This window comes from Bacteroides sp. NSJ-39, assembly GCF_014287315.1.
GTDB lineage: Bacteria > Bacteroidota > Bacteroidia > Bacteroidales > Bacteroidaceae > Bacteroides > Bacteroides finegoldii.
The window spans coordinates 319,883-332,941 of record NZ_JACOOB010000002.1; the positions used below are offsets into that span (position 1 = coordinate 319,883).

The window sequence follows — 13,059 nt, forward strand, 5'->3', positions numbered from 1 at the left end:
GATATAGTTCCGCTAAGGTATCAGTGTCTTTAGTTTGTCACGGCCGTGGTGAGATCTTCTCACATCCGTGGTAGGAACTCATCACAGCTGTGGAGAGATCTAACCACGGCCGTGACAAGTTGGCAATGTCAGTGCATTAGTATAAATGAATAGGCTGACAATAGAAGTTCTAGCTTCTTATTGTCAGCCTATTGTCAGGGCTTATTGTCAGCAGGTAAGCGGTTGATAATCATTGCGCTATTCAGGAAAAGACGTCAGCTGACAATAAAAACCTTCAAATTAATATGTAAACCTAAAACCTAATGAAACCTTTCTACTTGTAATAATAATCAAAATCTTTAATAATATAATAGTGTGTGCTTGATTTTACTGCGGCAAAGATAAGGCAGAAAAATAAAATAGAAGTGTAATTTTGTTTCATATATGGTATACAAATGATTCATTGAATCAGGATTTCTATTAATTGGTCAGTTTGTATCATTGTTCACAAAAGAAATCCTCCTTCACTTGCCTAAAGACAGTTGAAGGAGGATTTTATCGATGAATAGGGCTCTTTTTACCTACTTCTCATCATTCTTACGAATTTCTACGCGACGAATCTTACCGCTGATTGTCTTCGGAAGTTCATCGACAAATTCAATCACACGCGGATATTTATAAGGAGCAGTCACTTTTTTTACATGATTCTGCAATTCCTTAATCAGTTCTTCACTTGCACGGGCTTTGTAGTCTTTCGAAAGAACAATCGTAGCTTTTACTACCTGTCCGCGAATTTCGTCCGGTACACCGGTGATAGCACATTCAATGACTGCCGGATGCGTCATCAACGCGCTTTCTACTTCGAACGGGCCGATACGATAACCGGAACTTTTGATAACATCGTCCGCACGGCCTACAAACCAGAGATAACCGTCTTCATCTTTCCAGGCAACGTCACCGGTGTAGTAGATACCGTCATGCCAAGCTTCGCGAGTACGTTCCGCATCACGATAGTACTCTTTGAAGAGACCGATGGGTTTACCTTTGCTGGTGCGGATTACGATTTGTCCTTGTTCTCCGGCTTCAACGGAACGACCTTCGTGGTCTATCAAGTCAACGTCATATTGAGGATTCGGCAGTCCCATGCTTCCCGGTTTCGGTTCCATCCATGGCATCGTGGCGACGGTCAGTGTTGTTTCAGTCTGCCCGAAACCTTCCATTAGTTTGATACCTGTCAATTTTTTGAAGGTATCGAATACGGCCGGATTCAATGCTTCGCCTGCAATGGTGCAATATTTGAGTGAGGACAAGTCGTATTTCGTCAGGTCTTCATGAATCAGGAAGCGGAAAATGGTGGGAGGTGCGCAAAGTGAAGTGACATGATAGTCGTGTATCTTTTGCAGGATATCTCCGGGAGTAAATTTCTCGTGGTCATAAACGAAGATATTTGCTCCGGCAATCCATTGTCCGTAGAGCTTTCCCCAAACAGCTTTTCCCCAACCGGTATCGGCGATGGTAAGATGGAGGCTTTCCTCATTCAGATTGTGCCAGAAACTACCGGTTACGATATGTCCCAACGGATAGGTAAAGTCATGTGCTACCATTTTGGGTTCGCCGGTCGTGCCGGAAGTAAAATACATCAGTGAGATGTCATCATTGGTATTGGCATGGCGGGGACGTACGAACGGAGCGGCATTCTCAATTCCCTGATGGAAATCTTCGAAACCTTCGGGAATCTCAGGACCGACGCTGACCAGCTTCTCCACAGTGGGACAGTCGGGCATAGCCTCCTTGATATGTTGGAGAATCACTCCTTCGCCGGCAGCCACAATCATCTTGATATCAGCGGCGTTGCAACGGTAGACTATATCTTTCTTTGTCAGCAGGTGAGTGGCGGGAATGACGGTCGCTCCCAGTTTATGAAGTGCGATAATGCTATACCAGAATTCATAGCGACGTTTTAAAATCAGCATTACCATATCCCCGCGTCCGATCCCCAGACTTTGGAAATAAGAAGCCGTCATATCCGTATAACGTTTCATGTCGGCAAATGAGAACTGTCGGCTTTCGCCTTTGTCGTTTGTCCAAAGCAGGGCTTTCTTGTCGGGTTGCTCGGCAGCCCAAGCATCCACTACGTCATAACCGAAGTTGAAATTCTCCGGGACGTTTATTTTTAAGTTCTTGATGAAATCCTCTTGTGAGGCAAAGTTAGTCTTTGCTAAAAATCTTTCTATCATGATATTGTTACATAATTACAGCCAGAAAACGTACCGTTTTGCCGTCGAGCGCTTTCATGCCATGTGGAAGTTTGGAGTTAAAATAAATGCTGTCTCCTTGATTAAGGATAATTTCTTTCCCTTCGATGTTGATAAGCATACGACCTTCAATCACAAGGTTGAATTCTTGTCCGTTGTGCTTGTTGTAATGAATCGGCTCGTCATCACCTTTCGGCTCAACGGTCACAATGAAGGGATCGGCGGTGCGGTTCATGAATCCGGAAGCCAATGACTGGTATTTGTAGGCTTTCGTACGTTCTATACTGACACCTTTGCCTGCACGGGTTACGAAATAACTGCTCATCTTGGGCTCCTCACCGAACATCAGCGCATCAAGGGCTATGTTATAAGTGCGGGCTATCTTTTGCAGCATACTGACGGAGATGTCATAGTCGCCTGTTTCTGCGAGCCGGTATTCTTCGGCGGATATGTCACTGTCGCGGGCGATGTCCTCAGCGGTCAATTCCAACACATCCCGCAATCCACGGAGACGTTCTGCTATTTGTCTAATCTGGTCATTCATGTTATTTAGTGATTAGTTTGTTAGTGATTAATGATTTGCAGCAGCCATTATTTGCTGGCCTTCATGGCTTTAATGATAGCGGAGGTGAAACCGTTATGTTCCAGCTCGTTGATTCCTTTGATGGTGATTCCTCCCGGAGTAGTCACTTTGTCGATTTCCACGCTGGGATGAGTGTCATTATTCAGAATCAATGAGGCGGCTCCCTTCAGAGATTGTGCCACCATAGTCATGGCGTCTTTCGGACGGATACCCATTTCGATACCCGCTTGCATGGCTGCCTGAACGTATTTCAGAACGTATGCGATACCGCAGGAAGCCAACGCCGTAGCGGCTGTTATTTTGTCTTCGGGGATAAGCATGACTGTGCCCATCTCGCTGAATAGCCGGAGGATGAACTTGTCTTGTTCGTCATTTGTATTGCGGGCGGCAACGAGTGTCATACTTTCCAGTTCACTGATGGCGGTGTTAGGGATGAGGCGGAACATCGGCATTTCCGGTACTACCACATAATGTGCCAGCTCTTCAAAACTGATTCCTGCGGCTACGGATATAAGTATCTGCTTGCCCTTCAGCTTCAACTCGCGCATTACCGGCTGCATAAACCAAGGCTTTACGGCGAGGATAACGATGTCCGCTCCCGTTGCCGCTTCCGCGTTATTGTGAGTTGTAGAGATGTTCGGAAATTCTTTCTTCAGCTGTTCCAACTTGCCGGCGCTGGGGTTGGATACGATAATGTCCGAATCTTCTATCAGACTTCCTTTTGCCAGACCACGGGCGATAGAACCACCCATGTTGCCTGCACCGATAATAGCTATTTTCATACGACGCTTGTTTTTAATGAATTGTTACAGACAAAGGTAACGGTTAATTGCGAAAAAACAAAAAGCAGCCCGGATAAGAAATAAAATTCTGAGGTAGGCTGCTTTTTATCGTTGGCTGTTTATTAATCAATATGAGCGGTTAGAGTACTTTTTTGAACCGGGCGAGGAATTCGTCGGCCTCCTCCATACTGAGACAGAGAGGGGGAAGCAGGCGAAGTACATTCGTGCCGCTTGCGCCGGTAAATACATGTTCGTCATAAATGAGACGGCTACGCAACTCTTTGATCGGTTCTTCAAATTCGAGTCCGATCATGAGTCCGCATCCGCGCACTTCTTTGATTTGCGGGAATTTCTTAAGTTCTTGCAGCAGGTAGTTACCAACCTTAGCCGCATTCTCTACGAGATTCTCCTGTTCGATGACGTCCATTACGGCAAGAGCCGCAGAACAAGCGAGGTGGTTTCCGCCAAAAGTCGTTCCCAGTTGTCCGTATACAGGTTTGAACATCGGGCTGATTAAGACGCCTGCCATCGGGAAACCATTTCCGATCCCTTTGGCTACAGTGATGATATCCGGCTTGATGTCACAATATTGATGGGCGAAGAATTTACCGCTACGTCCGTATCCGCTCTGAATCTCGTCGAGAATCAGTATCGTTCCAGTTTCGCTGCAGGCTTTGCGGAGTTCCTGCATAAATTCAGCGGTCGGTATTTTGATACCGCCTACCCCTTGAATCCCTTCAATGATAACAGCACAGGTATCTCCTTTTGACAATTCTTGCTTCATCGCGTCGATGTCGTTCAGAGGGAGATAGGTCACGTGACCGTTATTGTTGATAGGTGCGATGATCGACGGATTGTTGGTGGCTTCTACCGCCAGAGACGTACGGCCGTGAAACGCCTTGTTGAAGGAAACGATTTTGGTACGTCCGTTATGGAACGAAGCCAATTTCAGAGCGTTCTCATTGGCTTCCGCGCCACTGTTGATAAGAAACAGGCTGTAGTCCTCGTAGCCGGAGATTTTTCCCAATCGTTCGGCTACCTGCTGTTGCAGCTTGTTGATGACGGAGTTTGAATAGAAACCCAAGTTTGCTACTTGGCTACTGACCATTTCTACATAGTGCGGATGTGCGTGTCCGATGGAGATAACGGCATGACCTCCGTAAAGGTCCAGATATTCCGTGCCGTTTTCATCCCAAACGTGACAACCCTTCCCTTTGACTATGTTGATATTATATAAAGGATATACGTCGAATAATTTCATAATTCTGTTATTTTTAAAAAGCACTCGGCTTCAAACGTAGGCCTACGGTTTCTTCCAGATTGAACATCAGGTTCATGTTATGAACAGCTTGTCCGCTGGCGCCTTTCAGCAAGTTGTCGATACAAGAGATAATCAATAGCTTGTCGCCATGCTTTTCCAGATGTATCAGACATTTATTAGTATTGACGACTTGTTTCAAGTCAATATTCTTGTCTACGATGTGTACAAAGGAGTCTTTGGCATAATATTCTTCATACATACGGACAATCTCTTCCTGTGATACTTTGGTCTTTACTACCAGAGTGGCAAAGATACCGCGTGGAAAGTCGCCCCGGTACGGGATGAAATCAATCTCTGCCTCGAAGCTGTTCTGCAATTGCTTGAGTGACTGCTTGATTTCCGGCACGTGCTGGTGTTCGAATGCTTTGTACACACTCATATTATTGTTTCTCCAGCTGAAATGACTGGTAGCTCCCGGTTTTACACCGGCTCCGGTACTTCCTGTAATGGCATTTACCATCACGTCGTCTGTCAGCATCAGATTCTTGGCTAGCGGAAGCAAGCCAAGCTGGATACAGGTTGCAAAACAACCGGGATTGGCTACGTGCTTCGCCGTACAGGTGGCGCGGCGGTTCAGTTCCGGCAGTCCGTAGATAAAGTCATGATCGTCACTTTTGATGCGGTAATCCATGGAAAGGTCGATAATCTTCAAGTCTTCCGGTATGTTATGGCTTTCCATGAATTTCTTTGTGTCACCGTGGGCAGTACAGAAGAAGAGAACATCGATTTCGTCCAAAGGCAATTGATCGGTGAATCTCAGATCTGTCTCACCGTACAATCCTTCATGTACGTCGGTAATTTTGTTTCCGGCATTACTGCTGCTGTTGATAAATACGATTTCGGTTTCCGGATGGTTGAGTAGCAGACGGATTAATTCGCCTGCTGTATATCCTGCGCCACCAATGATTCCTGCTTTAATCATATCTCTTCGTCTTTATGGTTATTATAGTAAACACGCAACGGAGTAGAAGTCACTTTGATAAAGCCTTTGGCGTCTTCAGCCGTCCAGCCTTTCTGCATCTCACCGTATTCTCCGAATTTAGTCTTAACAAGGTCATCTTCGGATTCTACGCCTACGGTAGAGAAAGAAAGCGGACGAAGTTCGAGGATAGCCGTACCGTTTACGTTACGCTGGCTTTCCTGCAACATCGCTTCGATATCACGCATGACAGGTTCCAAATACTGGCTTTCGTGCAGGAACATACCATACCAGTTGGCTACCTGATCTTTCCAATATTGTTGCCATTTGCTCAATGTATATTTTTCGAGGAAACGGTGAGCGCCGATAATCAACATCGGAGCGGCAGCTTCGAATCCTACGCGGCCTTTGATACCGATAATCGTGTCACCTACGTGCATATCACGGCCGATGCCGTAAGCTGCGCCAATCTCTTCCACTTTCTGGATAGCCTTGATCGGGTCGTCAAACTTCTCGTCGTTGACAGCCTTCAGTTCGCCTTTCTCGAAAGTCAGACGGAGCTGTTCGCTTCCTTCTTTCTGAACGTGTTTCAAGTAAGCCGATTCCGGCAGTCCTTGTGCGGAATCAAGAATCTCACCGCCACAAATGGAAGTACCCCAAAGGCCTACGTTATAAGAGTATTTCAGTTTGGTGAAGTCTGCGCTGAAACCATGCTTGTTCAGATAGTCTATTTCCTCCTGGCGGCTCAATGCCATATCACGGGTTAATGTGATAATCTCCACGTTCGGTGCCAGCACTAAGAAAGTCATGTCGAAACGGATCTGGTCGTTACCTGCTCCGGTAGAACCGTGAGCGATGGCGTCCGCACCGATTTCATTGGCATAGCGTGCAATTGCCAATGCCTGGAAGATACGTTCGGAACTTACTGAGATAGGGTAAGTGCCGTTGCGCAGTACATTACCGAAAACCATGTATTTCAGACTCTTCTCGTAGTATTCCTGAGTGACGTCCAACGTTACATATTTCACAGCTCCCAGTTTGTAGGCATTCTCTTCGTTCGTCTTTAGTTGTTCTGCGCTGAAACCGCCTGTATTGGCACAAGCTGCATATACTTCGTAACCTTTTTCTTTGGCGAGGTACATGACGGTGAACGATGTGTCCAGTCCACCGCTGAATGCCACCACTACTTTTTTCTTCTTTTCTTCCATAGTGTGTATATTTTAAATGTTATTTCTTTCTTGTTCTTTTTTTATGTTCCGTGGGTCTGTCGGATCGTACAGCATGGCTGTGCAGATACAGAACTTACGGTTCTTGGCAACCAATATGTCGTGGTTGATACATCCTTCACATCCTTTCCAGAAAGCTTCGTCGTCTGTCAGCTCGTTGAAAGTGACAGGAACGTAGCCCAGTTCCGTATTCATCTTCATTACGGCCGCACCGGAAGTCAGACTGAATATTTTCGCTTTCGGCCATCGGAGGCGTGCCAGTTGGAAAGAAGCCTGTTTGATACGTTTTGCCAGTCCCAAACCACGGAAATCCGGATGAACGATCAGACCGGAAGTTGCTACATATTGCTTGTTCCCCCATGATTCGATGTAGGTAAATCCGGCAAATGTCTCTCCACAAAGTGCGATAATCGCTTTTCCTTCTTTCATTTTTGTCGCTACGTATTCGTGGGTACGTTCTGCGATTCCTGTTCCGCGTACTGCGGCAGCCTTTCTGATAGTGTCCAAAATAGTGTCAACGTAAACCTCGTGTGAGGCGTCGGCTACCATAACATCTATTTGCTGAGTGTCCATTTCTTTATTATATAATATAGGTATAGTTATTCGATATTCGGGATGACGACTGCCAAAAGCTGGCGTATCTTGCTTGGGGTAACTCCTTCACGCAAAACTAACATGATTGTGTCGTCACCGGCAATGGTTCCCAGAATGTCACTGAACTCATTGTTGTCAATGTCGTATGCCATGCTGCTTGCATAGCCGGGACGGGTACGGATGACGGCAATGTTGCCGGAGAAATGTAAAGAGATAAATCCGTTGCTGCGCAACATTTCACCGGCGCTTTGGTCGGTGGAACGTTTATACATGATGTTGTTGGGCAATACATATACATACTTTCCGTTCATACTGGCAGCCTTGGCTACTTTCAGTTGTTTCAAGTCGCGGGAGAGGGTGGCCTGTGTCAGTTCGTAGCCTTCACGGTTCAACTCTTGCAGCAGTTCTTCCTGTGAACCGAGCTCCTTGCTTGAGATAATCATTTTGATGGCATCTAACCGATTTGCTTTCTTCTTCATTGTATATTTATTCTAAGAACGGTGCAAAAGTATGCATTATTTCGGAGAAAAGATGCATAAAACCAAAGTTTTTTTGCATAAAAGTGAAAAATATGCTAAACGGTGAGAGCCTGCTTTTTTGTTTTGTGTCAAAATGTATACCCTTTCAATCAAAATACATAAGGAAAGGGAGGAGGGAATCGCCTATCTTTGCCATGTAGGTAAATGGATACCTTAAATATATAGACAGAATACCATGAAACAAAACTTTTTTGCAGTCGACCTGGGCGCAACGAGCGGCCGTACAATCTTAGGAACTTTCATCGAAGGCGGATTAAATCTGGAAGAGATTAATCGTTTTCCTAATCATCTGATTGAGGTGGGTGGTCATTTCTATTGGGATATTTATGCATTATATCGTCATATTATTGACGGATTGAAGTTGGTGGCTCATCGTGGCGAATCCATTGCTTCTATCGGTATTGATACCTGGGGAGTGGATTTTGTATGCGTCGGAAAAGACGGTAACCTGCTTCGTCAGCCATACGCGTATCGTGATCCTCATACGGTAGGTGCACCAGAAGCTCTTTTCTCCCGTATTTCGCGTAGTGAAGTCTATGGCAAAACTGGTATTCAGATTATGAATTTTAATTCACTTTTTCAATTAGATACTTTACGTCGCAATCACGACAGCGCATTGGAGGCAGCAGATAAAATTCTGTTTATGCCGGATGCATTAAGTTATATGCTGACCGGAGAGATGGTGACGGAATATACGATTGCTTCGACAGCACAGCTGGTGAATGCGCAGACACGGTGTCTGGAACCGGAGTTGCTGAAAGCGGTTGGACTGAGTGAGAAGAATTTCGGTCGTTTTGTATTCCCGGGCGAGAAAGTCGGGGTATTGACGGAAGAAGTACAAAAAATAACAGGACTGGGGGCAATACCTGTCATTGCAGTAGCCGGTCACGATACGGGTTCTGCGGTTGCCGCCGTTCCGGCATTAGACCGTGACTTTGCATATTTGAGTAGCGGAACTTGGTCACTGATGGGAGTTGAGACTGATAGTCCGGTGATTAATGCTGAAACGGAGGCGTTGAACTTTACCAATGAAGGTGGCGTGGAAGGAACCATCCGTCTGTTGAAGAATATCTGTGGAATGTGGTTGTTGGAACGTTGCCGTCTGAATTGGGGGGATACAAGTTATCCTGAATTAATCAGTGAGGCGGATACGTGTGAACCGTTCCGTAGTTTGATTAATCCGGATGATGATTGCTTTGCAAATCCTGCTGATATGGAAAAAGCCATTATTGAATATTGCCGGGTTACCGGACAACCGGTTCCGGAGAAACGCGGACAAGTGGTGCGTTGTATCTTTGAAAGTCTGGCTTTGCGTTATCGTCAGGTTTTGGAAAATCTGCGTTCACTCTCTCCACGACCTATAGAAACATTGCACGTGATTGGCGGAGGTAGTCGGAATGACTTGCTGAATCAGTTTACGGCCAATGCTATCGGAATTCCTGTGGTGGCAGGACCGTCTGAGGCGACAGCCATCGGTAATGTGATGATTCAGGCTATGGCGGCAGGTGAAGCAACGGATGTTGCCGGTATGCGCCGGTTGATCCATAGCTCTATTCCGTTAAAAACTTATCAGCCGAAGGATACGGAAGCATGGGATGCGGCTTATATCCACTTTAAAAATTGTGTTCGATAATTAATTAGATAACCGACAGAATAATCATTTTAATAAAAGAATATCATGAAAAAAGAAGAACTGATTCAGAAAGCGTATGAAATTGCTGCGGAACGTTATGCGGCAGTAGGTGTAGACACCGAGAAAGTTTTGGAAACTATGCAGGATTTTCACCTGTCACTCCACTGTTGGCAGGCTGATGATGTGACTGGATTTGAAGTGCAGGCAGGTTCATTGACCGGAGGTATCCAGGCAACCGGTAATTATCCGGGCAAAGCTCGTAACATTGATGAGTTGCGTGCCGACATCTTGAAAGCCGCTTCTTATATTCCAGGTACTCACCGCTTGAACTTGCATGAGATTTACGGAGATTTCCAAGGCAAGGTGGTTGACCGCGATCAGGTAGAACCGGAACACTTCAAGAGTTGGATTGAATGGGGTAAGGAGCATAACATGAAGCTTGACTTCAACTCTACTTCTTTCTCTCATCCGAAATCGGGCGATTTGTCACTCTCCAACCCTGATGAAGGTATCCGCCAGTTCTGGATTGAACATACCAAACGCTGTCGTGCTGTTGCGGAGGAAATGGGTAAGGCACAGGGTGATCCGTGTATTATGAACCTTTGGGTACATGACGGAAGCAAGGATATTACGGTAAATCGTATGAAATATCGTGCATTGCTGAAAGATTCTTTGGATCAGATCTTCGCTACCGAATATAAGAATATGAAGGATTGTATCGAATCTAAGGTGTTCGGTATCGGTCTGGAAAGCTATACGGTAGGTTCCAACGATTTCTATATCGGTTACGGTGCTTCTCGCAATAAGATGATCACTTTGGATACCGGTCACTTCCACCCGACAGAAAGCGTAGCTGATAAAGTATCTTCATTGTTGCTTTATGTTCCCGAACTGATGTTGCACGTAAGCCGTCCGGTTCGTTGGGATTCAGACCACGTTACTATTATGGATGATCCGACAATGGAACTGTTCAGCGAAATCGTTCGTTGCGGTGCTTTGGACCGTGTACATTATGGTCTTGACTATTTCGACGCTTCCATCAACCGTATCGGTGCATACGTGATCGGCAGCCGTGCCGCACAGAAATGTATGACCCGCGCTTTGCTCGAACCGATTGCGAAATTGCGTGAATATGAAGCAAACGGACAGGGATTCCAGCGTCTGGCTTTGCTTGAAGAAGAAAAAGCGTTGCCTTGGAATGCTGTTTGGGATATGTTCTGCTTGAAGAACAATGTTCCTGTAGGTGAAGATTTCATTGCAGAAATCGAAAAGTACGAAGCCGAAGTAACTTCTAAACGATAAGTTATGGATATTTTAATCGGCTTGTTGATTATAGCCATCGGTAGCTTTTGCCAGTCCAGTTCATATGTACCTATTAAAAAGGTAAAGGAGTGGAGCTGGGAAAGCTTCTGGTTGATACAAGGTGTATTTGCCTGGTTGGTGTTCCCATTCTTGGGTTCACTGCTGGGCGTACCGCAAGGAGGCAGTCTGCTCGACTTGTGGGGAGCAGGAGGTGCCGGTATGAGCATCTTTTATGGTATATTGTGGGGAGTAGGAGGATTGACTTTCGGACTTTCCATGCGTTATCTGGGGGTTGCGCTAGGGCAGAGTATCTCGTTGGGTACTTGTGCCGGTTTCGGAACTCTTCTTCCGGCTCTTTTTGCAGGCACAAATTTGTTTGAAGGTAACGGGTTGATTCTGTTGTTGGGTGTTTGCATCACATTGGCGGGTATCGCTATTATCGGCTATGCCGGTAGCTTGCGTGCACAAAACATGAGTGAAGAAGAAAAACGTGCTGCCGTAAAAGACTTTGCGCTGACAAAAGGGTTGTTGGTTGCCCTCCTTGCCGGTGTCATGAGCGCTTGCTTTGCCTTGGGGTTGGATGCGGGAACTCCTATCAAGAATGCGGCTCTAGCCGGTGGAGTAGAAGGGCTTTATGCCGGTCTTCCGGTAATCTTCCTGGTTACTCTTGGCGGATTTCTGACGAATGCCGCTTATTGTCTGCAACAGAATGTGGCTAATAAGTCAATGGGTGACTATGCCAAAGGAAAAGTGTGGGGCAATAATCTGGTGTTCTGCGCCTTGGCAGGTGTGTTGTGGTATATGCAATTCTTCGGATTGGAAATGGGTAAAAGTTTCTTGACAGAAAGTCCTGTATTGTTGGCTTTTTCCTGGTGTATACTGATGGCATTGAATGTAACTTTTAGTAATGTTTGGGGAATCATTTTGAAGGAATGGAAAGGAGTATCAAATAAGACTATAACTGTGCTGATAGCTGGTCTGATCGTACTTATCTTCTCATTAGTGTTCCCAAATTTGTTTTAAAATTTATAGGTACGGATTACAGAGATTACGCAGTTTTTTATAACTTGCGGCGAAATCTGTGTAATCCGTATACAATTAAAAAATATATATAATGAAATCAATTTTAGAGAATCGTCCGGCACTTGCCAAAGAGGTAAATAAGGTGGCTGAAGTTGCCGGCTACTTGTGGCAGAAAGGATGGGCTGAACGTAATGGTGGTAATATCACTATTAATATCACAGAGTTTGTAGACGATGAAATCCGTCAGATGAAACCGATCAGCGAAGTAAAATCTATCGGTGTGACTCTTCCTTATCTGAAAGGATGTTATTTCTACTGCAAGGGAACTAATAAGCGTATGCGTGATTTAGCTCGCTGGCCGATGGAGAATGGTTCGGTTATCCGTATTCTGGATGACTGTGCCAGCTATGTGATTATCGCTGATGAGGCGGTGGCTCCGACATCGGAATTGCCTTCTCACCTGAGTGTGCACAATGACCTGTTGAGCAAAAACTCTCCTTATAAAGCATCTGTGCATACGCACCCGATTGAGTTGATCGCTCTGACACATTGTAAGAAGTTTCTGGAAAAAGATGTGGCTACCAATATGTTGTGGAGCATGATTCCCGAAACAAAGGCATTCTGCCCGCGTGGCTTGGGTATCATTCCTTATAAATTGCCTAGTTCTGTAGAACTGGCGGAAGCTACCATTAAGGAGTTGCAGGATTACGATGTTGTGATGTGGGAAAAACATGGCGTATTTGCAGTAGATTGCGATGCGATGCAGGCATTCGACCAGATTGATGTGTTGAATAAATCTGCTTTGATCTATATTGCAGCCAAGAACATGGGCTTCGAACCGGATGGTATGAGTCAGGAACAGATGGAGGAAATGACTGTTGCTTTCAATCTTCCTAAATAAAA

At 45.5% G+C, this 13,059-nt stretch carries 12 protein-coding genes; 4 read left to right on the forward strand and 8 right to left on the reverse strand.

Going from position 1 to position 13,059, the window contains the following annotated elements:
• Positions 1-560: 560 nt before the first annotated feature.
• The 8 genes from H8S63_RS04150 to H8S63_RS04185 all read right to left on the reverse strand — a co-directional run bounded on the left by H8S63_RS04150 (position 561) and on the right by H8S63_RS04185 (position 8,138).
• The gene (locus H8S63_RS04150) at positions 561-2,216 is read right to left on the reverse strand and encodes an AMP-binding protein (RefSeq protein ID WP_022276493.1); all 1,656 of its coding nucleotides are present in this window, start codon (positions 2,214-2,216) and stop codon (positions 561-563) included.
• A gap of 7 nt (positions 2,217-2,223) precedes the next feature.
• Positions 2,224-2,778 (reverse strand): helix-turn-helix domain-containing protein, encoded by a 555-nt coding sequence (locus H8S63_RS04155; protein ID WP_007754835.1) that lies wholly within the window; start codon positions 2,776-2,778, stop codon positions 2,224-2,226.
• Positions 2,779-2,825: 47 nt separating this feature from the next.
• Positions 2,826-3,599, reverse strand: a complete 774-nt coding sequence (gene proC / locus H8S63_RS04160; RefSeq protein WP_007754833.1) for a pyrroline-5-carboxylate reductase — start codon at positions 3,597-3,599, stop codon at positions 2,826-2,828.
• A gap of 139 nt (positions 3,600-3,738) precedes the next feature.
• Positions 3,739-4,860, reverse strand: a complete 1,122-nt coding sequence (locus H8S63_RS04165) for an aspartate aminotransferase family protein (protein WP_032839720.1) — start codon at positions 4,858-4,860, stop codon at positions 3,739-3,741.
• 13 nt (positions 4,861-4,873) lie between these two features.
• Positions 4,874-5,842: an N-acetyl-gamma-glutamyl-phosphate reductase gene (argC, locus tag H8S63_RS04170; protein WP_186925811.1), complete on the reverse strand. Its 969-nt coding sequence runs from the start codon at positions 5,840-5,842 to the stop codon at positions 4,874-4,876.
• A complete protein-coding gene (locus H8S63_RS04175; protein ID WP_007754828.1) occupies positions 5,839-7,047 on the reverse strand; it encodes an argininosuccinate synthase in 1,209 nt (402 codons plus the stop codon). The genes argC and H8S63_RS04175 overlap by 4 nt, the downstream gene beginning before the upstream one ends.
• A gap of 12 nt (positions 7,048-7,059) precedes the next feature.
• Positions 7,060-7,638 carry a GNAT family N-acetyltransferase gene (locus H8S63_RS04180; RefSeq protein WP_007754823.1) on the reverse strand — a complete coding sequence of 193 codons (579 nt, stop codon included), beginning with the start codon at positions 7,636-7,638 and terminating at the stop codon, positions 7,060-7,062.
• A 26-nt stretch (positions 7,639-7,664) separates the two neighbouring features.
• On the reverse strand, positions 7,665-8,138 hold the full coding sequence (locus tag H8S63_RS04185; RefSeq protein ID WP_007754821.1) for an arginine repressor: 474 nt from the start codon (positions 8,136-8,138) through the stop codon (positions 7,665-7,667).
• A 235-nt stretch (positions 8,139-8,373) separates the two neighbouring features.
• Between H8S63_RS04185 and rhaB the strand changes: the two genes are divergently transcribed.
• From rhaB to rhaD, 4 genes are all read left to right on the forward strand, one after another.
• Complete coding sequence (rhaB, locus tag H8S63_RS04190; protein WP_186925812.1) at positions 8,374-9,831, forward strand: rhamnulokinase; 1,458 nt, start codon at positions 8,374-8,376, stop codon at positions 9,829-9,831.
• Positions 9,832-9,876: 45 nt separating this feature from the next.
• A complete protein-coding gene (locus H8S63_RS04195; RefSeq protein ID WP_007754804.1) occupies positions 9,877-11,133 on the forward strand; it encodes an L-rhamnose isomerase in 1,257 nt (418 codons plus the stop codon).
• Positions 11,134-11,136: 3 nt separating this feature from the next.
• A complete protein-coding gene (gene rhaT / locus H8S63_RS04200) occupies positions 11,137-12,156 on the forward strand; it encodes an L-rhamnose/proton symporter RhaT (RefSeq protein ID WP_007754791.1) in 1,020 nt (339 codons plus the stop codon).
• Positions 12,157-12,247: 91 nt separating this feature from the next.
• Positions 12,248-13,057, forward strand: coding sequence for a rhamnulose-1-phosphate aldolase (gene rhaD / locus H8S63_RS04205; RefSeq protein ID WP_186925813.1), 810 nt, complete (start codon positions 12,248-12,250; stop codon positions 13,055-13,057).
• Positions 13,058-13,059: the final 2 nt, after the last annotated feature.

What these genes read in the sequence shown, in the direction of transcription:
- H8S63_RS04165 (WP_032839720.1), bottom strand. Translation starts at nt 4,860, where the DNA reads ATGAAATTATTCGACGTATATCCTTTATATAATATCAACATAGTCAAA.
- H8S63_RS04195 (WP_007754804.1), top strand. Translation starts at nt 9,877, where the DNA reads ATGAAAAAAGAAGAACTGATTCAGAAAGCGTATGAAATTGCTGCGGAA.
- rhaT (WP_007754791.1), top strand. Translation starts at nt 11,137, where the DNA reads ATGGATATTTTAATCGGCTTGTTGATTATAGCCATCGGTAGCTTTTGC.
- proC (WP_007754833.1), bottom strand. Translation starts at nt 3,599, where the DNA reads ATGAAAATAGCTATTATCGGTGCAGGCAACATGGGTGGTTCTATCGCC.
- H8S63_RS04155 (WP_007754835.1), bottom strand. Translation starts at nt 2,778, where the DNA reads ATGAATGACCAGATTAGACAAATAGCAGAACGTCTCCGTGGATTGCGG.
- rhaB (WP_186925812.1), top strand. Translation starts at nt 8,374, where the DNA reads ATGAAACAAAACTTTTTTGCAGTCGACCTGGGCGCAACGAGCGGCCGT.
- H8S63_RS04180 (WP_007754823.1), bottom strand. Translation starts at nt 7,638, where the DNA reads ATGGACACTCAGCAAATAGATGTTATGGTAGCCGACGCCTCACACGAG.
- H8S63_RS04175 (WP_007754828.1), bottom strand. Translation starts at nt 7,047, where the DNA reads ATGGAAGAAAAGAAGAAAAAAGTAGTGGTGGCATTCAGCGGTGGACTG.
- H8S63_RS04150 (WP_022276493.1), bottom strand. Translation starts at nt 2,216, where the DNA reads ATGATAGAAAGATTTTTAGCAAAGACTAACTTTGCCTCACAAGAGGAT.
- rhaD (WP_186925813.1), top strand. Translation starts at nt 12,248, where the DNA reads ATGAAATCAATTTTAGAGAATCGTCCGGCACTTGCCAAAGAGGTAAAT.
- argC (WP_186925811.1), bottom strand. Translation starts at nt 5,842, where the DNA reads ATGATTAAAGCAGGAATCATTGGTGGCGCAGGATATACAGCAGGCGAA.
- H8S63_RS04185 (WP_007754821.1), bottom strand. Translation starts at nt 8,138, where the DNA reads ATGAAGAAGAAAGCAAATCGGTTAGATGCCATCAAAATGATTATCTCA.